The sequence below is a fragment of the Gordonia namibiensis NBRC 108229 genome, assembly GCF_000298235.1.
Taxonomy (GTDB): Bacteria; Actinomycetota; Actinomycetes; order Mycobacteriales; family Mycobacteriaceae; genus Gordonia; species Gordonia namibiensis.
The window spans coordinates 1-21,929 of the sequence record NZ_BAHE01000043.1; the positions used below are offsets into that span (position 1 = coordinate 1).

The 21,929-nt window shown below is 68.5% G+C and carries 12 protein-coding genes; 6 read left to right on the forward strand and 6 right to left on the reverse strand.

Annotated features, from left to right (window positions below; genetic code table 11):
• Positions 1-13 precede the first annotated feature (13 nt).
• Complete coding sequence (locus GONAM_RS18100) at positions 14-9,880, forward strand: non-ribosomal peptide synthetase (RefSeq protein WP_217997550.1); 9,867 nt, start codon at positions 14-16, stop codon at positions 9,878-9,880.
• On the opposite strand, the gene GONAM_RS18105 is transcribed toward GONAM_RS18100, so the two are convergent.
• From GONAM_RS18105 to GONAM_RS18120, 4 genes are all read right to left on the reverse strand, one after another.
• A complete protein-coding gene (locus GONAM_RS18105; protein WP_006868212.1) occupies positions 9,852-12,227 on the reverse strand; it encodes a HelD family protein in 2,376 nt (791 codons plus the stop codon). The genes GONAM_RS18100 and GONAM_RS18105 overlap by 29 nt on opposite strands.
• Complete coding sequence (locus tag GONAM_RS18110; RefSeq protein ID WP_006868213.1) at positions 12,224-12,883, reverse strand: hypothetical protein; 660 nt, start codon at positions 12,881-12,883, stop codon at positions 12,224-12,226. Before GONAM_RS18110 ends, GONAM_RS18105 begins: the two co-directional genes overlap by 4 nt.
• Before the next feature lie 91 nt (positions 12,884-12,974).
• Complete coding sequence (locus GONAM_RS18115) at positions 12,975-14,093, reverse strand: DoxX family protein (RefSeq protein WP_006360764.1); 1,119 nt, start codon at positions 14,091-14,093, stop codon at positions 12,975-12,977.
• 285 nt (positions 14,094-14,378) lie between these two features.
• Positions 14,379-15,059, reverse strand: coding sequence for an MBL fold metallo-hydrolase (locus GONAM_RS18120; protein ID WP_006868214.1), 681 nt, complete (start codon positions 15,057-15,059; stop codon positions 14,379-14,381).
• A gap of 265 nt (positions 15,060-15,324) precedes the next feature.
• Between GONAM_RS18120 and uvrA the strand changes: the two genes are divergently transcribed.
• Positions 15,325-18,207 carry an excinuclease ABC subunit UvrA gene (gene uvrA / locus GONAM_RS18125; protein WP_006868215.1) on the forward strand — a complete coding sequence of 961 codons (2,883 nt, stop codon included), beginning with the start codon at positions 15,325-15,327 and terminating at the stop codon, positions 18,205-18,207.
• Between the two features lie 90 nt (positions 18,208-18,297).
• Here uvrA and GONAM_RS18130 read toward each other — a convergent pair whose 3' ends face one another.
• Positions 18,298-18,600 (reverse strand): hypothetical protein, encoded by a 303-nt coding sequence (locus tag GONAM_RS18130; protein WP_006868216.1) that lies wholly within the window; start codon positions 18,598-18,600, stop codon positions 18,298-18,300.
• Positions 18,601-18,985: 385 nt separating this feature from the next.
• Entirely contained in the window at positions 18,986-19,411 is a 426-nt protein-coding gene (locus GONAM_RS18135; protein WP_006868217.1) for a DUF1844 domain-containing protein, read from the reverse strand.
• Positions 19,412-19,726: 315 nt separating this feature from the next.
• On the opposite strand from GONAM_RS18135, the gene infC reads away from it, so the two are divergent.
• The 4 genes from infC to GONAM_RS18155 all read left to right on the forward strand — a co-directional run bounded on the left by infC (position 19,727) and on the right by GONAM_RS18155 (position 21,925).
• Entirely contained in the window at positions 19,727-20,329 is a 603-nt protein-coding gene (gene infC / locus GONAM_RS18140) for a translation initiation factor IF-3 (RefSeq protein WP_081712428.1), read from the forward strand.
• Between the two features lie 120 nt (positions 20,330-20,449).
• Positions 20,450-20,644, forward strand: a complete 195-nt coding sequence (rpmI, locus tag GONAM_RS18145; RefSeq protein ID WP_005200211.1) for a 50S ribosomal protein L35 — start codon at positions 20,450-20,452, stop codon at positions 20,642-20,644.
• 43 nt (positions 20,645-20,687) lie between these two features.
• Complete coding sequence (rplT, locus tag GONAM_RS18150) at positions 20,688-21,068, forward strand: 50S ribosomal protein L20 (RefSeq protein WP_005178731.1); 381 nt, start codon at positions 20,688-20,690, stop codon at positions 21,066-21,068.
• A gap of 47 nt (positions 21,069-21,115) precedes the next feature.
• On the forward strand, positions 21,116-21,925 hold the full coding sequence (locus tag GONAM_RS18155) for a TrmH family RNA methyltransferase (protein ID WP_006868218.1): 810 nt from the start codon (positions 21,116-21,118) through the stop codon (positions 21,923-21,925).
• Positions 21,926-21,929 lie beyond the last annotated feature (4 nt).

Below are 21,929 nucleotides of genomic sequence, written 5' to 3' on the forward strand. Positions count from 1 at the left end.
GACCGCACCCGGCGTGACCCAGGTGGTGGCGTCCGTGATGGCACTGCCCGCCGGCGAGCAGCTCGTCGCTCATCTGACCGGCGCCGACGTCGATCTCGATGTCGTCCGGACCGTTGCCGAGAAACTGCCGGGATACATGCGTCCGACGTCCTGGGTGATCCTCGACGAGATGCCGTCCAACACCGCGGGCAAGATCGATCGCAAGGCACTCCCGCTTCCGATGTACGCGGCCGACGAGTACGTCGCCCCGTCGACACCCGCCGAGATCGCCGTCGCCGACGTCTTCGCCGATGTGCTCGGGGTCGACGAGGTCTCGGCCGGCACCAGCTTCTTCGACGCCGGCGGGAACTCGTTGGCAGCAACCCGTCTCGCGTCGCGACTGGGACGAACGCTCGGCATCCCGGTCACCGTGCGGGATGTCTTCGACGAGCCGACCGTTCGCGGCCTCGCCGCCCGCGTCGAACGTTCCGGCGCCGATCCCGCGGCGCTCGGCCCGGAGGTGGGCGAGAGGGCATCGTCGCCGCGTCCCGACGTCCTGCCGCTCTCCAGTGCGCAACGACGTATGTGGTTCATCAACCAGTACGAACCCGACGCCGCCTCGTACATCATCCCGTTCGGATTCCGTATCCGCGGGCAGGTCGACGCCGATGACGTCCGGTCCGCGATCGATGACGTGATCGCGCGGCATGAGATCCTGCGGACCACCTACCCTCTCGGGCCGGACGGCCGACCGCACCAGGTCATCGCCGACGATGTCGACTTCGATTGGCGTCTGGTCGATTCCGATGCCGAGGCGATGGCCGTCACCGTGGTGCCGTACGACCTCACCCGGGACCTGCCGGTGAGGGCACGTCTGCACCGCGACCCGGCCGACGGTGCATTGCTCGTGCTTGCGATTCACCACATAGCAGCGGACGGTGCGTCGGGACCGGTCCTGGCCCGCGACCTGCTTACCGCCTATGTCGCGCGACGTGACGGCCGCGCACCGGACTGGGCGCCCTTGCCTCGCCAGTACGCCGACCACGTCCTGGAACTCCGGCAGGGCGACGCGACCGCGGCCACCCGACGCCAGTGGTGGGCGGACCGCCTCGCCGGTGCTCCGGCGCTCCTCGAGCTCCCGACCACAGACCCGCGGCCGTCGACCCGCGACACCCGCGGTGCCACGGTCGACTTCACGATTCCGGGCCGCACCGCGTCGGCCGCCGCCGATCTCGCCCGTGCCACCGGGACCACGACGTTCATGGTGCTGCACGCCGCGCTCGCGGCACTCCTGAGCCGCCTCTCCGGGAGCGGAGACATCGTCATCGGCACCGCCACCGCCGGCCGCGACGGCGAGACCGACGACCTGATCGGCATGTTCGTCAACACCGTCGCCCTGCGCAGCCGGGTCGCGACGGATGGCGGGTTCGCGGACCTCCTCCACGAGATCCGCGACGACGACCTCGACGCCCTCGCACATGCCGACGTGCCGTTCGACGAGGTGATCGACGCGCTCGGGACCACCCGGGCCGCGTCGTATGCGCCGCTCGTCCAGGTCCTGCTGACGACGACCGACACCGCAGACACCGCAACGCTGCCTCCGCGTTTGTCGACAGAGCTCGCCGGCCTCGACATCAGTCCGGTGCCCGTGACGGACGACTCTGCCAAGTTCGACCTCACGGTCGCGGTGCGCACCGACGGGGCGGCGGGCGCACCCTGGCGCGGCACCCTCACCTACGCCACCGACCTCTACGACGATGCCGACGCCCGGCGCCTGGCCGACCGATTCGTCGGCCTCCTCGTCCACGCGGTCGCCGACACCGCGACGCCGGTCGGCGATCTCGATCTGCTCGCCATCGACGAGGACACGGGGCCGCTGGTCTCCGGTGACCCGGACCCGGCCGTCGTGACCCTGCCCGAACTGCTCGCCGCCGCCGTCCGGTCCCGCGGCGACCACCCCGCCGTCATCGACGAGCTCGGCAGCTGGACGTATGACGAGCTGGACCACGCGAGTTCGCATCTCGCCGCCGAACTCACCGAGCACGGCGTCGGCCCGGACGACGTCGTCGTGTGCGCATTGGGACGGTCGGCACGGGCACAACTCGCGCTGTGGGCGATCGCCAAGACCGGCGCGGTGTACTGCCCGGTCGATCCCCGCCATCCCGCGGATCGCATCGCCCGCGTGGTGGGAGGCGCACGCGCCAAGGTGGGTCTCACCGACGGCTCGGTGCAGACGTCGGCCGGGGTGCACTGGATGCTTCTCGACGCCGACCGGGCCGCCGAGCTGAGGTCCCGAGCGCCTCGGCCGGCTCCCGCGATCCGGCGCCCGGTGTACCCCGACGACGGTGCGTACATGATCTTCACCTCGGGTTCGACCGGGATGCCCAAGGGTGTGCTCGTCACTCACCGGGGCCTGGCCGGCGTGGCCGCAGTGCTGCGTGACCGTCACGGTTCGGGGCCGCAGGCCCGATGGCTGGGTATCAGCTCACCCGCCTTCGACGCCGCGATCCTCGAGATCCTCGGCGCCTACGGCAGCGCGGCCACACTCGTCGTCGTCCCGCCGGAGATCTACGGTGGACGTGAACTGGCCGACTTCGTCACGACGCATCGCACGACACACGCATTCCTGGTGACCTCCGTGGCCGCGTCACTACCCGACCCCGCGTCGTTGCCGTTCACCAACGTGCTCGTCGGCGGCGAAGCCGTCCCCGACGCCGAGAAGGACCGCTGGGCCGCGCACACCGCCTTCCACAACGGTTACGGACCCACTGAGACGACGATCATCAGCGTCACCTCACCGGCGGTCGGCCTCGACGAACCGGTCCGGCTGGGCCGTCCCGCGCCCGGCGCCACCGCGCACGTCCTCGACGGCCGACTCCATCCGGTGCCGCCCGGCGTCGTCGGAGAGCTGTATCTCGCGGGCGGGGAACTCGCCCGCGGTTACCAGGACCGCCCGGCCCTCACGGCCGAGCGTTTCGTGTCGGCTCCGTTCGGACCACCGGGCAGCCGCATGTACCGCACCGGGGACCTCGTGCGCCGATCACGCACCGGCGAACTGACCTATGTGGGGCGCAGCGACTTCCAGGTGAAGCTGCGCGGCCAGCGCCTCGAACTCGGTGAGATCGAGGCGACGCTCACCGCACACCCGGCCGTGCGCAACGCGGTCGTCATCGGCGTGGGAGACCCCGTCACCGAGCTCGCCGGGTACGTCGAGCCCCTCGACCCGGTTGAAGACCTCGACGTCGCGGATCTCCGCGAACAGCTGGCCGCTCAGCTGCCGCCGTACATGGTTCCGGCGAAACTCCAGGTCCTGGAGCACCTCCCGCGCAATCCGGTCGGCAAGATCGACCGCAGGCAGCTTCCGGAGATCGACACCGTCGACGCGACCGACGCCCACACACCGCCCGCGGGTCACACCGAACGAATCCTCGCCGCGATCGTCGCCGACATCCTCGACCTCGAGAAGGTCTCGGCCACTGCAGACTTCTTCGCCATCGGCGGGAACTCGCTGTCCGCGACCCGATTGAGCGCGCGTGCCGGAGACCAGTTCGGCGTCCGCCTGGGTGTCCGCGACGTCTTCGAGTCGCCGACCGTGCGCGGGCTCGCGCGGCGCATCGAGACCGCCTTCGACACGGAGCCGCCGCAGGCGCCACTGGTGCGCGTCGTCGACCGCCCAGACCGGATTCCGTTGTCGTATGCGCAGCAACGCATCTGGTTCCTCAACCGGTTCGAACCGGAGTCGGCGGCCTACACCATCCCGTTGGCCGTACGACTACGCGGTCCGCTCGATTGGTCGGCGCTGCGCAACGCCGTCGTCGATGTGCTCGCGCGGCACGAGATCCTGCGCACCGTTTTCCCGGCCGACGCGGGTGAACCCTTCCAGCGAATCCTCGACATCGAGGAAGCCCGAACGGCATTGCGGTGGGAAACCGACACGCTGCCCGCCGATCCGCTCACCGCCGACGACCTGTCCGTGCTCCTCGGGCCGCCCGGCTTCGACATCACCACCGAGATCCCGCTGCGCGTACGTCTCCTGGCAGCCGGAGACGACGGCCCGGACGGTGACGATCACCTCCTCGTCGTCCTTCTCCATCACATCGCGGCCGACGGCGAGTCGATGCGACCGTTGCTGTCCGACCTGTGGACGGCGTACCTCGCGCGGGCCGAGGGACGGCCACCGGCGTTCACCGAGCTACCGGTCCAGTTCGCCGACCACGCACTGTGGCAACGGCAGACCCTCGGCGATGTCGACGCCCCGGACTCGGTGCTCGGCAAGCAGGTCGGGTACTGGGTCAACAGGTTGTCGGACCTGCCCGACCTCCTCCCGTTGCCGACAGATCGTCCGCGGCCGCCGGTTGCCTCTCAGCGTGGCGGCCGTGTCACCGCGGAGATCCCGGCCGACCTGGCCGCACGGATCTCCGCGGCGTCCCGGGATCGCGGGATCACCGACTTCATGACGATCCACGCCGCGCTCGCGATCCTCCTCGCCCGCCTGTCGGCGAGCCGCGACATCGCGATCAGCACGCCGGTCGCCGGGCGCGGCCACGCTCATCTCGACGACCTGGTCGGCATGTTCGTCAACACCCTGGTCCTGCGGACGGAGGTCGACCCGGCGATCGACGTCCGGGACTTCCTCGACCGCGTCCGCGTCGACGACGTCAACGCGCTCGCCCGCGCGGATGTCCCGTTCGACTACCTCGTCGACCGGCTGTCCCCGGCGCGATCCGAGGCCTTCGCCCCGCTGAGCCAGGTGATGCTGTCGGTGCTGCACGCCACGGGCACTGCTGGGACCGCCGACGCAGCCGAGGCCCCCGGCGGACTCCGTCTGGAACCTCTCGCGGTGTCCACCGGGACCACTCAGCTCGACCTGACCGTCGCGGTCAGCGTGGACCCGCAGGGTGCGTGGCCGGTCGAGATCGTCTACGCGACAGACCTGTTCGACGCGTCGACCATCGAGGTGATGATCACGCGGCTGATCCGGGTGCTCGAGGCTCTCACCGGTACGGAAATCGACGGTCGGCCGGTGGGCGAGATCGATCTGACCGACGACGCCGAGCGCACGCGGATCGCCGAACTGGTTTCCGGCCCGGACCTGTCCGTGCCGTGGTCGACGGTCTCCGAGGCGGTCGACGCCGCGGCCCGACGCACCCCCGGCGCGATAGCTCTGGTGGCGGGGGATCGGACGCTGACCTACGCGGAGTTCACCACCCGGGTGTCCGATCTCGCGCAGCGGCTCTCGGGCCACGGCGTGGGACCGGATGTCGCAGTGGGCGTGTGCATCCCGCGTTCGGTCGAGCTCGTCCTGGCGATCCACGCCGTGGTCGCCGCCGGTGGCGCCTACGTGGTCATCGACCCGGCAACGCCCGCGGAGCGACTCGCGGCGATGATCGACGCGGCGTCGATCTCGGTGATCCTGGCCGCAGACCCTCGACCCGAGGTCCTCGCCGGTGTCACACCGCACGTCCTGGTGGTCGACGCCGACACCCCGGTTGCCGACGACCACGCCGCGGCGGTGTCCCGCGCCGCATTCCGTCGGGTGGTCGACCCCGACAACGCGCTGTACACGCTGTTCACCTCCGGATCGACGGGAACACCCAAGGGCGTCACGGTCAGTCACCGGGCAGTCCTGAACCGTCTCGCCTGGATGCACATCCGGGAACCATTGAGCGACGACGACGTCGTGATGCTGAAGACCCCGGCCACCTTCGACGTGTCGGTGCCGGAACTGTTCGCGCCACTGATGGCCGGTGCCCGGCTGGTGATCGCCGAGGACGGTCGGCACATCGACCCTGCCTACGTCCTCGACGAGGTCCGGCGCCAGGGGATCACGTCGATTCACTTCGTGCCGTCGATGATGGCGGCGTTCGCCGAGTACGTCGGCGACAACCCCGAGCGGCGCGCGGCCCTGGCGACGTTGCGGCGCATCAACGCCTCCGGCGAGGCGCTGCCCGCGGCCACTGCGCATGCGATGGGTGCGCTCGTGCCGGCTGCGGACATGGACAACCTATACGGGCCCACCGAGGCCGCAGTCGAGGTCACCGTATATCGCCTCGGCACCGACGAGGTGACCGTGCCGATCGGCCGGCCGATCGCGAACACCACGACCTGGGTCCTCGACGACCGGCTGCAACCCGCACCGGTCGGGGTCGTCGGCGAACTCTATGTCGGCGGTGGGCAGCTGGCTCGCGGCTACGCGTCCCGGCCGGATCTCACCGCCGAGCGCTTCGTCGCCGACCCCACCGGCCGTTCAGGCGCCCGTCTGTACCGGACCGGCGACCTGGTCCGATGGAATGCGGAAGGTGAACTCGAGTACCTCGGGCGCTCCGACTTCCAGGTGAAACTCCGCGGACAGCGCATCGAGCTGGCGGAGATCGAATCGATCCTCGCGCAGATCAACGGCATCACGCACGCCGCGGCGACCGTCCGCAACGGACCGACGGGCGAGGTCCTGGTCGGTTATCTCGCCGGCGACGTCGACCTCGATGTGGTGCGGGCCCGCGTTGCCGAGACACTGCCGCAGTACATGCGGCCGACGCAGTGGGTGATCCTCGGCGACGTCCCGCTGACCGCCACCGGCAAGCTCGACCGTCGTGCGCTGCCCGCTCCGGCCGCGGTGTCAGCCGAGTTCGTCCCGCCCGCCGACGGAATCGAGCGCGCCCTGGCGGCGGTCTTCGCCGACGTCCTGGCACTCGACGAGGTCTCGGTGACAGTGCCATTCTTCGACCTCGGCGGGCATTCGCTCGCCGCACTGCGTGTCGTGGCCGGCGTCGCCGAACGTCTCGGGGTCGACATCGACATCCGCGACATCTTCCGCGCACCGACCGTACGAGAGCTCGCGCGTACGCTGACCCAGCGGCGTCTGTCGGCGCAGCCGTTGAGCCGTCGTCGGCGCCCCGCGCAGATCCCGCTGTCGTATGCGCAGCAACGGATCTGGTTCATCAACCAGTTCGATGTGGCATCGCCGGTGTACAACATGCCCGTCGCCTTCGATGTGCTCGGCGACCCGGACCTCGCCGCGCTGCGCGAGGCCTTGCTCGACGTCATCGCCCGACACGAACCGTTGCGCACCGTCTACCCGATGGCGGTGGATGGGACACCGGTACAGCTCGTGCTCGACACGAGCGACGCGGCAACCCGCTTGCGCTGGAACGAGACAGCCGACGTCGACGCCGCGATGGCGGTCTGCGCCGAGGGATTCGACGTCACCGTCGACCTCCCGGTGCGGGTCGCGATCGCGCCCATCGACGGCGGATACCGCGTCGTCGTGGTGATCCACCACATCGCCGGTGACGCCGCATCCCTGCAGATCCTGACCGGGGAACTGCTGGTTGCATACCAGGCGCGAACGTCGGGAACGAATCTGCCCGCACCGGAGCCGCTTCCGGTGGGTTACGTCGACCACACGCTTTGGCAGCGTGCGACTCTCGGCGACCTCGACGACCCGACCTCGCTGATGGCTGCCCAGTTCGACTACTGGTCGACGGCGCTCGACGGCATCCCCGCGGCGCTCGACCTTCCGACGGACCGGCCGCGGCCGCCGGTGATCGATCACCGGGGCGCACGACTGCCGATCGAATTCGGGCCCGAACGCAGCGCCGCGGTCGCCCGTACCGCCCGGGCGCACGGGCTGACGCCGTTCATGGTGTGCCACGCCGCATTCGCCGCGGCGCTCGCCAGACTCGCCGACGTCGACGACGTGAGTATCGGTGCCGCGGTCTCGGGTCGAGGGCAGGCTGCGACAACGAGGATGATCGGCATGTTCATCAACACCGTCGTCCTGCGGACGAAGATCGGCGCCGACGACACCGTCGCCGATCTGCTCGATCAGGTACGCGACACCGATGCGGCGGCCTTCGCGCACGCGGACATCCCGTTCGAGACGCTCGTCGAACGTCTCACGCCCGTCCGGTCCACCGCGCACGCCCCGCTCGTCCAGGTCATGATCAACTACCTTGCCGACACCTCGGCCGGACACAGCGATCAGTTGGCGGGGATGACCGAGTTCGCGGACGGATTCCACGTGCAACCCGTCGATCCCGGGCCGCCGCCCGCCAAGGTGGACCTGACCCTCGGGCTCGCGGAGACGACCACCCCCGACGGGGCCGTCATCACCGGCGAGATCGATTACGCAGCAGCACTCTTCGATCCGGAGACGGTCGCGGTGTTCCGCGATGTCTTCGAGCGGATCATCGATGCGATCACCGCGGACGAACCGACCACCACCCTGCTGGGTGAGATCGACTTGGTGACCGAGGACGATCGTCGCCGGCTCGGTATCGAGGGAGCGCCGGGCGCGGTCGTCGTCGACACCTCCGGGCGGGCGCTGCCGGCCCGAATCCCCGGTGAACTGCGCACCGCCGGCGCATCGACCGGTGTGCTCGCACGGTGGCTGGACGACGGCGCGGAACCCCGGGTCGAGGTCCTCGGCCGGCTCGACCGTCAGGTCCGGAGAGGCGGGCTGCGCGTCGATCTCGACCTGGTCGAGACGGCCCTCGCCGGACTCGACGGAGTGCGAGCGAGTGGCGTCGTCGCTGTCCGGAGTGGCGACGGCATCGAGATCCACGGGTGGGTGAGCGTCGACCCCGAAGGCACCAGCGCCGACATCACCGCCGACGATGTTCGTCGCGCTGCCGTCGAAGTCATTGCACCGCACTGTGTCCCGTCGGTCCTGACCGTCGTCGACGAGATCCCGGCCGGGGACGACGGACGACCGGACCACGCGAAGATGTCGGCGGTGATCCGGGAGGCCGGTCACGAGGCGCACGTCGCGGAGCAGCCGGTGGCGCCGGCCGGGGAGTGGGAGGAACTCGTCGCCGAGTGCATGTCCACGGTCACCGGGGTTGCGGTCACGAGCGCGGCCCAGGGATTCTTCGACGTCGGTGGGACGTCACTGTCCGCGGTCCGTCTCGTCGCCGAACTCCGTCGTCGCACGGGCATCCCGGTCGAGGTCGCCTGGGTGTTCGCCGGACCGACGCCTCGCGACCTCGGCGCGCGGCTGGCGGCACACCTCGAACCGGAACCCGTGGACGCGGATGCGTCCGACCCGACGAACGGCGGCGTCGTCGTACCGCTGCGTCGGGAGGGTGCACGGAACCCGGTGTTCTGTGTGCATCCCGCCGATGGATTGGCCTGGTTGTTCGGTGGCCTGGCGCCGTATCTCGACGACCGCCCGGTGTACGGCCTCCAGGATCCGTATGTGGTGGCCGGCGATCTCCCCGACGCCACGGTGCACGATCTCGCCGTACGCTACGTCGACGAGATCCGACGCATCGCTCCCGAGGGCCCATACCATCTGCTGGGGTGGTCGATTGGTGGCCTGATCGCACAGGAGATGGCCGTCGAACTGCGGTTGCGCGGCGAGGACGTCGGATTCCTGGGTCTGCTCGACAGCTACCCGGCCGACGACGTCGAGCTGGCGACGAGCTGGACGGACGACGGGGAGATGTCGGTGGACATCGACGCCCGAGAGCTGGCCTCGGAGTTGCTCGGCGGTTGGCGTGAGGTCATCGACGTCGACGAGCTCGTCGACCCCGACGACGCGGGATCGGTTGCGCCCGAGACGATCGCCGCCGCAATCCGGGACAAGGTCACCGGACTCGGACTGCTCGATGCGGAGTCCTTCGACCGGATGCTGACGCGTATGACGAGTTCTGCCGAGCGCACGATCTCGCACCGGCCACGACCGTACGACGGCGACACCATGCTCATCGTCGCCGCCGACAGCGACACCGAGGAATCGGCGGACGCCGGCCCGAACCGCTGGGTGCCCTACCTGGGCGGCGGCATCACGCGGATCGACATCGACACCGACCATCTCGGCATCGTCGGCAGCGACGCCCTGTCGGAGTTCGGACCGCGGATCGACGCGGCGATCAGCGACGCGGAGTCGCGGCGTCGGTGACGGCAGGCAGATCCGCCAGCACCGCGGGCAGCGGCTCGTCGTGCACGACCAGCAGACGCTGAGTGGCACGGGTCAGCGCGACATACAGGTCGCTGAGACCGCGCGGTGACTGGGCGATGATCCCGGCGGGCTCCACCACGATCGTGGTGTCGAACTCGAGACCCTTGCAGGTCCGGACCGTGTAGACCTTCGGTGCTGCCACACCCTTCGCGTCGAACGCGTCCGGGTCCAGGGCGGCGGCCACCACATCGACCAGCGTGTCGGGGACGACGACGGCCGTGAGTCCGTCGGGTTCGGCGAGATCGACGGCGTGGAACACGCCTGCCGCGATGCTCGCCGCGTCACCGGTGTCGTCCACCGCGATCGCCACCGGTTCGATACCATTGCTGCGCAACGAGGTCGGCGCGGTCTCGCCGTTGCCGATCTCGTCCAGGACGCGAGCGGCGTAGGTCATGATCTCGCTGGGCGTGCGGTAGTTCACCGACAATTCCTTGAACTGCCAGCGCTTCGCGACGTATGGCTCGAGGACCTCACCCCACGACCGGGTGCCCGCTTCGTCGGAGGTCTGCGCGGTGTCACCGATGATGGTCATCCACCGATTCGGGATGCGGCGCATCACCATTCGCCATGCCATCGGCGAGAGCTCCTGCGCCTCGTCGACGATCACATGACCGAAGGTCCAGGTGCGGTCGCCGTAGGCGCGTTCGGCGGTGGTGGCGCGTCGGGTCTCGGTCTGACGCGACGCCAGTTGTTCGGCGTCGATCAGGTCGTAGGCCATCAGGATCTCGGGATCGAGCTCGTCCTCGAGATCCTGTGGGGCCGAACCGGTCAGGATGTCGAGAGCATCCTGCGCCTCGGCGAGCTGACGCCGCCAGCGTGCACGTTCGGCGCGTTCGGCGTCGTCGGTGCCGTATCCGATGAGTTCGGCCAGCTCGTCCAGTAGCGGCACATCGGCGGGGGAGAAGTCCTCCCCGGTGATCGAGAAGGTGCGCGGTTCTCGCAGTAGCGCAGCCCGGTCGTCGTCCGACCAGCCGGGGGTAGCCCTACGAATGGCGCGCTCGTCGGTCAGCAACTCGCGCAGCATGTCCTGCGGCGTCAGCGTCGGCCAGAACTTCAGCAGCGCCGCACGGATGTCGGGGTCCTGGCTCATGTCATCGCGGATGTCGGCGATGTCGGCGGGGCTCAGCAACTGTGAACCGTCGAGCAGGCTGGAACCGATGGTCGAGGCATGGCGCCGGGCGAGTTCGGCGAGACCGGCCTTGAGGAAGGCGTTCTGGGACTGATTGTGGGCACGCCGCGTCGAACGGGCCTTGGCCCGTGCGGCTTTGACCAGTTCGGAGTCGATCTCGACCCGGTAGCCGTCGAAATCCACCGGCTCCGGCCTGGACGGCAACGACTGCTTCGCCCGCACCGCTCGTTTGAGGACGTCGACCATTCGCAGGCCGCCCTTGACGCCGGTGGTGACACGCCGGTCCTCACTGCGGGCCCGGACGCCGGGGAACAGGTCGCCGATCGTCGAGAGAAGTACGCCGGACTCACCGAGCGACGGCAGGACCTGACCGATGTAGCTGAGGAAGTCGTCGTTGGGTCCGATGATGAGAATGCCGCTGCGCGACAGGATCTCCCGATGTGTGTAGAGCAGGTAGGCGGCGCGGTGCAGCGCGACGGCCGTCTTGCCGGTGCCCGGTCCGCCTTGGATGACCGTCACACCCCGGTGCGTCGACCGGATGATGAGGTCCTGCTCCCGCTGGATGGTCTCGACGATGTCGGTCATCTCGCCGGTCCGCGCAGCATTCAACGCGGCGACGAGGGCGGATTCGTTGACGACGTCGCCGTGGCCGAAGTCGTCGAGGAGGGCATCTCCTGCGGTCAGCGATTCGTCGCTGACCCCGCGGACCTTGCGGCTGCGGGTCCGGATGTGGCGACGACGGGCAACCTCTTCGGGCGCTGCCGGGGTGGCGAGGTAGAAGGGGCGCGCGAGCGGTGCACGCCAGTCGAGCAGCAACGTTGCGTCGGTTGCGGTGTGGTCGTGCGTCCCGTCGTCACCGAGGCCGTCGTCGAGGACACCGATACGGCCGATCCGCCGGATCTCACCGTCATCGAGGTCGAGGCGGCCGAAGTACAGGTTGTGTTCGGCGGCATCGAATTTCGCGAGATCCTCGTTGTACATCCGCTCGTAGGACTCGCGCTCCGAGAGTGCCTGCGGGGTTCCACCGCGCTCGCTCAGGGTCGAGGACAGGCGGCGCTGTGTGGTCTGGCGCATCCGATCGAGACGGCCGTAGACGCGGTCGAGGTGTTCCTGTTCCTCGCTGATCCGAGGGTCGGTGTCGGGGGACAGTGCGGTCACGCCACAACTCCTCGCGCGTCGACGGGCCACGCCGACCGTGACAGTCGGGCATCGTTGATCAGCCCGGTCACCCGAGCCGCGTGATCGCCGGTTGCCAGTCGTGCGCAGACCTCGGCCGCTGCGCCGTGCAGGGCAGGGTCGTCGAGATGCCGCTGCAGCCAGCCGAACACGCCGGCCTGGCTGCCGAACGGCAGCGGCGCGCGGGTCGCGGGGTCGGCGAGGACTCCGTGACGCGACACGTAGATGTCGAACTCGTCCGGAGTGGCGGGAGCGTCGGCGGGCAGCCGAGGGTCACCGAGAAAAATGAGGGGATGGTCGTGCGTGTTCACTGTCCGTCGATCGTAGTTGGGTTCGGTGAGGTCCAGCGCCTCGGACTGCGGGGGTGAGAGCCAGGCGGCCACCGTCTCCAATGTGCCGTGACCAGTGCGAACGGGTGCCGCGGGAACGTATCCACGTGCCGCGACGTGGGCGGAATGACCGACTGTGATGTTGGCGACGCGTACCCGTGTCAGGTGCAGGACGCCAGCGGGGTCCAGGTGGCCGAGCTTCCGACGCAACACGCTCGGCGCCGCATTCGAGCCGACCGCCACCACCAGGCGCGTACCGGGTGGGGGAGCAGACTGCGGGTCCCGCTCGACCACAACGGACGCGGACACCCAGGGATAGTTCTCTGGTGGGTGTGCCGCGTCCGTGTGGTCGTCGGTGGTGCTCAGCGTCGTCCTCGCATCGGGCTACCGGGCGGGACGGTCAGCCGCGTGCCTTGCGCCAACGCTTGCGACCCTCGTCTGCGGTGTGCGCCGCGGTCTCCTCGGCGGCGGCCGCGAGATGCCGGGCGGACTCGGCGAGTTCGGCCGACCGGGCGCGTGCGAGTTCGGCGAACTCAGCCGAACGGTCCCGGGCGATGTCGGCGAACTCGGCCGAACGGTCGCGGGCGACATCGGCGAACTTCGGCGCGTTCTTCGCGGCCTGCTTCTTGGCCTTCTTCGCGCGCTTCTGCGCCTGCTTGGCCAGCTTCGGTCCGCGCTTGCGTGCGGTCTCGGCCAGTTCCGACGAGCGATCGAGCGCGGCGTCGGCCAGGCTCGACGAACGCACGATGGCGGCGTCGGCGAGAACTGGTGCACGGTCGCGCAGGCGGTCGGCGACCTCGGCCGCGGTGTCGGCGGCCCGCTCCGCGATCTCGAGCGAACGCTTCTGCGCGGACTCGGCCAGTTCGGGGGCGTGCTCGCGGAACTTGGCCGCGGCCTCGGCCGTCCACTCCGCGGAACGCTCGGACAGCACGTGGGCGCCCTTGCTCAGCAGGTCACCGGCCTCGGCCGACCGCTCGCCGACGATCTCGGCGCCCTCGTGGCCGCGTTCGACGAGGGTGTCCCAGGTCGAGTGGCCGGCAGCGGCGCCGATCGGGAGAGCCGCGGCGACGGCGCTGGCCTTCTGCTTGCCGCGCCACGCGAGCGACGGCTTGCCCTCGGTGTCCACAGCGGCCAGCAGCACGCCGCCGAGCAGGCCGATGTTCTTGATGAACGCGTCGCGCTGGGCTTCCTTGCGGACCGGGTCGGCCTCGTTCCAGAAGTCCGTGCCGGCGGCCGTCGTCGGGATCAGGGTTCCGGCCAGGACCACCGAGGCGAGACGCGGGAACTTGCCGGTCGCCAGCAGGATGCCGCCACCGATCTGTGCCGCGGCGTTGATCTGGACCAGCGTCTCGGTGTTCTCCGGGACCTTGTCCGCGACCTCCGGCGGCAATGCGGTGCGCGCCTTGTCGACGAGCGGCGCCGCGGACTGCGCGATCGGTTTCGGGCTCCGGATGGCGTCGACGCCACTGGCGACGAACGCTGACGCGAGGAGCGGGCGGGCGATACGGCGGAGAATCATCGGTCACAACCTTCTTCGATCGAGTGCGGTTCGAGATCCGTCGGGGTACAGCGCATTTCTGGCCTGATCAACGCTACCCGCCCTTCGGATACATGCAGGTGAATCGACTCTTCGTGATCCGTTCGGGAACTTCGGGAGCACCGAGGTCACGATCGGGAGAGCGTTTCGGGTGTCAGATATCCGGGGAGACCCATCCCCAAACCTGAAGCAAACCCGCCTCTTTTCCGTAAACCCACCCCCGCACGAGGGGGCGCGTTTACGGAAAAGGGGTGGGTTTTGCGGGTGTCACCAGCCGCGTTCGCGCCACTCCTGCAGCGACGGACGCTCGGCACCGAGGGTGGTGTCCTTCCCGTGTCCGGGGTAGACGACGGTCGAGTCGCCGAAACGGTCGAACAGCTTGGTGGATACGTCCTCGATGAGGGTGTCGAAGTCCTCGGACTTCCAGGTCTTGCCGATGCCGCCGGGGAACAGACAGTCGCCGGTGAACAGGTGGACGGTGTCGCCGTCGGTCAGAGCCAGGGCGATGGAACCCGGGGTGTGGCCGACGAGATGGATCGCCTCGAAGCGCAGGTCGCCGACCTCGATCACGTCGCCGTCGTCGACGAGACGATCCGGTGTGACCGGCAACTCGGGGGCGTCGAACCGGCCGGCAGCGGTGGGGACACCGGTGTGTTCGGCGACGGCGGCGAGCGCCTGCACGTGGTCGAAGTGCTGGTGGGTCGTGAAGATCAGTGCGGGCTTCCCGCCGACGGCGTCGAGGGTGGCGATGATCGTGTCCGCATCGTTCGCGGCGTCGATGATCAGCTGGTCGCCGGTGACCTTCGAGGTCACCACGTACACGTTGTTGTCCATCGACCCGACGGACAGTTTGACGATGGTGGCCGAGTCCAGAGTGCGTCGCTGCGGGGTCTTCGATTCGGAGAGATCGCCGGTGTAGGAGTCGCTGATCGGTGTCGCTGAGGTCATGCGACAAGGCTATGACACCGCTCGGCCGGTGTGTGACGCTCGCGACGGTCGGGCGTGGTCTGGGCGCGGGTATCGTGGACTATCGGTCCGATGGTGTATGCGCGGATGGCGAGACCGATCGTCCGGCCCGCGGGCCTCGAATCCCATCCGGGCCGACGCATGCGGAACAGAATTGTCGGTGCCTGTCGTTACGGTGCCCATGCGCTACCCGTGCGCCCCGGTGAGTTTGAGAAGACTCTGACTTGAAAAGAATGTTAGGACTGCAGTGGTTGATCGTCTGATCGTCCGAGGTGCCCGCGAACACAATTTGCGCGGCATCGATGTCGACCTCCCTCGGGACAGCCTCATCGTGTTCACCGGGTTGTCGGGGTCGGGCAAGTCGTCCCTCGCCTTCGACACGATCTTCGCCGAGGGGCAGCGCCGCTACGTCGAGTCGCTGTCGGCCTACGCGCGGCAGTTCCTGGGCCAGATGGACAAGCCCGACGTCGACTTCATCGAAGGTCTGTCACCGGCGGTGTCCATCGACCAGAAGTCGACCAACCGCAACCCACGGTCGACGGTCGGCACCATCACCGAGGTCTACGACTACCTGCGTCTGCTCTATGCCCGCGCAGGTAAGGCGCACTGTCCGATCTGTGGCGAGGCGATCGCCAAGCAGACGCCGCAACAGATCGTCGACCAGGTGCTCGCCATGGAGGAGGGCACCCGCTTCCAGGTTCTCGCACCGGTGGTCCGGACTCGCAAGGGCGAGTTCGTCGACCTCTTCGCCGAATTACAGACCCAGGGCTTCTCACGCGCCCGCATCGACGGCGTCGTCCACCAGCTGACCGACCCGCCGAAGCTGAAGAAGCAGGAGAAGCACGACATCGAGGTCGTCGTCGACCGCCTCGTCGTCAAGGCCGGCGCCAAGCAGCGTCTCACCGATTCGGTGGAAACCGGTCTGCGTCTCGCCGACGGCATCATCGTGCTCGACTTCGTCGACCTCGAAGAGGACGACCCGAATCGCGAGCGCCGGTTCTCCGAGAAGATGGCGTGCCCCAACGCCCACCCGATCGCGATAGACGACCTCGAGCCGCGCTCGTTCTCGTTCAACTCGCCCTACGGTGCCTGCCCCGAGTGCGACGGCCTCGGGATCCGCAAGGAGGTCGATGAAGAACTCGTCGTGCCCGACCCGGAGATGAGCCTCGCCGAGGGCGCAATCGCGCCGTGGTCGACCGGTCACAACGCCGACTACTTCCTGCGCCTGATGTCGGGTCTTGCCGACCAGATGGGCTTCGACATCAACACCCCGTGGAAGAAGCTGCCGGTCAAGGCTCGTCGAGCGTTGCTCAACGGCAGCGACCACCAGGTGCACGTGAAGTTCCGCAACCGCTACGGACGCACCCGCTCGTACTACACCGAGTTCGAGGGCGTCATGTCGTTCCTCGCCCGGCGGATGGACCAGACCGAGTCCGAGCAGATGAAGGAACGCTACGAGGGGTACATGCGCGACGTGCCGTGCCCCGCCTGCCAGGGTGCGCGTCTGCGCCCGGAGATCCTCGCGGTCACCCTCGACCATCCCGAGTACGGCCCGAAGTCGATCGCCGAGGTCTGTGCGCTGTCGGTCGCCGACTGCGCGAACTTCCTCGACAACCTCCACCTCGACGAGCGTCAGGCCGCGATCGCCGGCCGCGTGCTCAAAGAGGTCCAGGCCCGTATCCGCTTCCTGCTCGACGTCGGACTGGAGTACCTGTCGCTGTCGCGTGCGGCCGGATCGCTGTCGGGCGGCGAGGCCCAGCGCATCCGCCTCGCGACGCAGATCGGCTCCGGACTCGCGGGCGTCCTCTACGTCCTCGACGAGCCGTCGATCGGTCTGCACCAGCGCGACAACCGTCGACTGATCGAGACCCTCACCCGACTCCGCGACCTGGGCAACACGCTGATCGTCGTCGAGCACGACGAGGACACCATCCGGTCCGCCGACTGGATCGTCGACATCGGTCCCCGAGCCGGTGAGCACGGCGGTCACGTCGTGCACAGCGGCAGCTACAAGGACCTGCTGAAGAACCGCCAGTCGCTGACCGGTGCGTACCTCTCGGGCCGGGATTCACTCCCGGTCCCGGAGATCCGCCGGCCGATCGACCGCAAGCGTCAGCTGACCGTCGTCGGTGCACGTGAGCACAACCTGCGCGGGATCGAGGTGTCGTTCCCGCTCGGCGTCATGACGGCGGTGACCGGTGTGTCCGGCTCCGGCAAGTCGACGCTGGTCAACGACATCCTCGCAACCGTGCTCGCCAACAAGCTCAACGGCGCACGTCAGGTTCCCGGCCGCCACACGCGGATCAAGGGACTCGACAACCTCGACAAGCTCGTCCAGGTCGACCAGTCGCCGATCGGACGCACCCCGCGCTCCAACCCGGCGACCTACACCGGCGTCTTCGACAAGATCCGCACGCTGTTCGCGGCCACCACCGAGGCCAAGGTGCGCGGCTACCAGCCGGGCCGGTTCTCGTTCAACGTCAAGGGCGGCCGCTGTGAGGCCTGTACCGGCGAGGGCACAATCAAGATCGAGATGAACTTCCTGCCGGACGTCTACGTCCCGTGCGAGGTCTGCCACGGTGCCCGCTACAACCGGGAGACCCTCGAGGTCCACTACAAGGGCAAGACCATCGCCGAGGTGCTCGACATGCCGATCGAGGAGGCCGCCGACTTCTTCGAGCCGGTCACCTCGATCCATCGCTACCTCAAGACCCTCAACGATGTCGGTCTCGGTTACGTCCGCCTCGGACAGCCGGCCCCGACCCTGTCGGGCGGCGAGGCGCAGCGCGTGAAGCTGGCTGCAGAGCTGCAGAAGCGGTCGATGGGACGCACGGTCTACATCCTCGACGAGCCGACCACCGGCCTGCACTTCGAGGACATCAAGAAGCTCCTCGCGGTGATCAACGGCCTCGTCGACAAGGGCAACACGGTCATCACCATCGAGCACAACCTCGACGTCATCAAGACGGCCGACTGGGTCATCGACATGGGACCCGAGGGTGGCAGCGGCGGCGGCACGGTCGTCGCCGAGGGCACGCCCGAGGACATCGCGGTCGCGCCGGGCAGCCACACCGGCAAGTTCCTCGCCGAGATCCTCGAGGTCGACGAGACGATCGCGTCAGCGGGCTGACAGGCACAGCAGAATCGCCACTTCCGTTGCAGCAGCGCTGGTTACAGCCGGCACCTCTGCTCGGGAGTGGCGATTGTGCGTACGGCTGGGCTACTGGCCCATCGACTTGCGGATCTCCTCGAGACGCTTCTTCGCTGCCTCGTCGCGCTTGCGCATCATCTCGTCGACGCTCTGACCTTCGGCACTCGCCTCGGCGAGTTCCTGGAAGCCGATGGCGGTGGTGATCCGGTTCTCGATCTTGTCCCGGACGAAGTCGAAGGTCGGGACACCGCTGTCGGTGTAGTCGGGATCGGGGAGGGTTCTCGGCACCGGACCGGTGTGCACGATCTCGGCGTCGATGACGTCGTCAGACGGGGGCGTGTTCGGTGCGTCGGACTCTCCGGGATTCGTCATGAGTCCAGGTTAGTGGTTTCGACACGCCTCGTCGCTACGCTCCTCGCCTGCTCAACCAGCAGAACCCTGCCGGGCGAGTAGCGACGACCGAGCGAAGCGAGGACGCCGCTGCAGATTTGTTCAGCAGAACCCTGCCGGCCGAGTAGCGACGACCGAGCGAAGCGAGGACGCCGCAGCAGGATTCGTTCAGCAGAACCCTGTCGGCCGAGTAGCGACGACCGAGCGAAGCGAGGACGCGGCAGCAGGATTCGTTCAGTAGGACCCTGCCGGCCGAGTAGCGACGACCGAGCGAAGCGAGGACGCGGCCGCAGATTCGTTCAGTAGGACCCTGCCGGCCGAGTAGCGACGACCGGGCGAAGCGAGGACGCCGCGTATCGAGGTCCGCCTACTTCTTCGGGGCCCTCACCGGGCCGGTGTACTTCTCGCCGGGTCCTTCGCCGGGCTCGTCCGGGTATGCGCTGGCCTCACGGAAGGCGAGCTGCAGGCCCTTGAGGCCGTCGCGGATCGGGGCGGCATGGATGCCGAGGTCGGCCTTCGACGCATCGACGAGGCCGGCCAGGGCGGTGATGAGGGTACGGGCCTCGGGCAGGTCGATCCGGTCCTCCGGGGTGCCCTCGGCCAGGCCCAACTTCTCGGCGGCGGCACTCATGAGCATCACGATCGACCGGGTGATGACCTCGATGGCCGGAATATCTCCCAGGTCACGGACGTTGTCGAAGTCGGTGCGTGCCGCATCATCGATGTCGGCGCCACTGCCCGTCGCACCCTCCTGGGGTGTCGGTGCTTGTGACGAATTGGGGTTCTCGGCCATGGCTGTTAGACTCCCATAGCACGACCGCCCTGGTATGCGCCGGGGTCGTAAGTGGAGTTCCGCTCCCACCGTTCGACGCGAGTCCTCGCCTGGCGAGTTCGCCGCAGTCGCACGGTCCGGTTCACGCCGATCGTCGCAGATCGCATCCTGGTGATGCGACTGGGAAGATCGGCCGCGCTGTGCCCCCGGGGTGCAGTGAAGAGAATCGGTCGGTAACGGAGCCCCGCGGACATCGTCCCGGGGCTCGTTTGCTGAGGTTTGCGCTCGTTCTCCTGCACACGACCCTCGCCACGACGCGACGGTTACCACTGCAGGATTGAACTAGGAGGCCCCATCAGCACTGAGACCCGCATCAACGAGCGCATCCGCGTCCCTGAGGTCCGACTCGTCGGACCCAACTCGGAGCAGGTGGGCATCGTGCGTGTTGAAGATGCGCTTCGCTTGGCTTACGAAGCCGACCTCGACCTCGTCGAGGTGGCTCCCGACGCCCGTCCGCCGGTCTGCAAGATCATGGACTACGGCAAGTTCAAGTACGAAGCGGCCCAGAAGCAGCGCGAATCGCGTCGCAACCAGCAGATGACCGTCATCAAGGAGCAGAAGCTCCGCCCCAAGATCGACGACCACGACTACGAGACCAAGAAGGGTCACGTCGTCCGGTTCCTCGAAGCGGGGTCGAAGGTGAAGGTGACCATCATGTTCCGCGGCCGCGAGCAGTCCCGTCCTGAGCTCGGCTACCGCCTGTTGCAGCGCCTGGGCAACGACGTCGCCGATTACGGCTTCGTCGAGACCTCGGCCAAGCAGGACGGTCGCAACATGACGATGGTCCTCGCCCCGCACAAGGGTGCGAAGACCCGCCAGAAGGCGCAAGAGAGCCGCGAACGTTCCGGCGGCCCGAAGAACGCGCCGGACGAGAGCTGAGCCGTTCGGCCGGACGCGGGTGCATGCCCCGTCCCGGTCGAGATCACGAGACGTGAACCCGGATTCCAGCCGGACCTGGTCAGGTTCGGCTGCCCGAGTTCGCCCGACAGAAGGAAAGACATGCCTAAGAGCAAGACCCACAAGGGCACCGCGAAGCGATTCAAGGTGACCGGCAGCGGCAAGATCGTCCGTCAGAAGGCCAACCGCCGCCACCTGCTGGAGCACAAGCCCTCCAAGCGCACCCGTCGTCTCGACGGCACCACCGTCGTCAGCGAGAACGACACCCCTCGCATCAAGCGCCTGCTGAACATCTGACGCGCGCGAACCCAGACCTCTGACAAGCAAAAGGATTTAACACATGGCACGCGTGAAAAGGGCAGTGAACGCCCAGAAGAAGCGTCGGTCCACCCTCGAGGCCTCGAAGGGCTACCGCGGACAGCGGTCGCGCCTCTACCGCAAGGCCAAGGAGCAGCAGCTCCACTCGATGACCTACGCCTACCGGGACCGTCGCGCCCGCAAGGGTGAGTTCCGGAAGCTGTGGATCGCGCGTATCAACGCTGCGGCCCGCGCCAACGACATCACCTACAACCGCTTCATCCAGGGCCTCAAGGCCGCTGGTGTCGAGGTTGACCGCAAGGTGCTCGCCGACATCGCGGTGACCGATCCCGAGGCCTTCACCGGCCTGGTCGAGGTCGCCCGCAAGGCCCTGCCGGCCGACGTCAACGCCCCGGCTGCCTGATTGCGCCACACCACACACGACCCGCGAGTCGCCCGAAGGATGATCCGATGACGGAGATCCTGTCCGAGCGATCCTCGCGGGTCGTGTCGTATGCAAAGCTCCATCGCGCTGCCGAGCGGCGCGAGCAGGGGCGTTTCCTCGCCGAGGGGGCCAACTCGGTGTCCTCGGCTCTCGCGGTCGACCGCGCCGAGGTGGTGCTGGTCGCCGATGAGGACCAGTTGCGGCACCGGGAGATCACCGACACCGCTGAGTCGGCGGGTGTCCCGGTTCTCGTGATCTCGGCCCGAGCGGCGTCGAAGCTCGCCGAGACCTCGACCCCGCCCGGGATCTTTGCGGTCTGCCCGCTGCTCGACGTGCCCCTGCAGACCATCCTCGCCGACGAGCCGCGGTTGCTCGCGATCGCCGTCGAACCGCGGGAACCCGGGAACGCCGGCACCCTCATCCGATGCGCCGACGCGATGGGCGCCGACGCCGTCGTGCTGCTCGGTGACGCCGTCGATCCCCACAACGGGAAATGCGTCCGCGCGAGCGCCGGGAGTGTCTTCACCGTGCCGGTGGTACGGCAGCGCGCCCTGACCGAGGGGCTCGACGCCATCTCGGACGCCGGCATCTCGCTGCTCGCGACCGCCGCCGACGGTGAGGTGAACCTCGACCACGCCGCCGAGGTGCTGTCCGGCCGGGTCGGCTGGCTCTTCGGCAACGAGGCCCACGGCCTGCCCGCCGACGTCCAGACGGCCGCCGACCACCGCGTCTCCATCCCCATCCGCGGACGCGCGGAGAGCCTCAACGTCGCCGCCGCGGCAGCGATCTGTCTGTACGAGAGTGCGCGCGTCCACAATGCGGTGGGTCGCGGCTGACAGC

Coding starts and splice junctions, on each gene's coding strand:
- GONAM_RS18115 (WP_006360764.1), bottom strand. CDS start 14,093: ATGATTCTCCGCCGTATCGCCCGCCCGCTCCTCGCGTCAGCGTTCGTC.
- GONAM_RS18120 (WP_006868214.1), bottom strand. CDS start 15,059: ATGACCTCAGCGACACCGATCAGCGACTCCTACACCGGCGATCTCTCC.
- GONAM_RS18130 (WP_006868216.1), bottom strand. CDS start 18,600: ATGACGAATCCCGGAGAGTCCGACGCACCGAACACGCCCCCGTCTGAC.
- GONAM_RS18135 (WP_006868217.1), bottom strand. CDS start 19,411: ATGGCCGAGAACCCCAATTCGTCACAAGCACCGACACCCCAGGAGGGT.
- rpmI (WP_005200211.1), top strand. CDS start 20,450: ATGCCTAAGAGCAAGACCCACAAGGGCACCGCGAAGCGATTCAAGGTG.
- rplT (WP_005178731.1), top strand. CDS start 20,688: ATGGCACGCGTGAAAAGGGCAGTGAACGCCCAGAAGAAGCGTCGGTCC.
- GONAM_RS18155 (WP_006868218.1), top strand. CDS start 21,116: ATGACGGAGATCCTGTCCGAGCGATCCTCGCGGGTCGTGTCGTATGCA.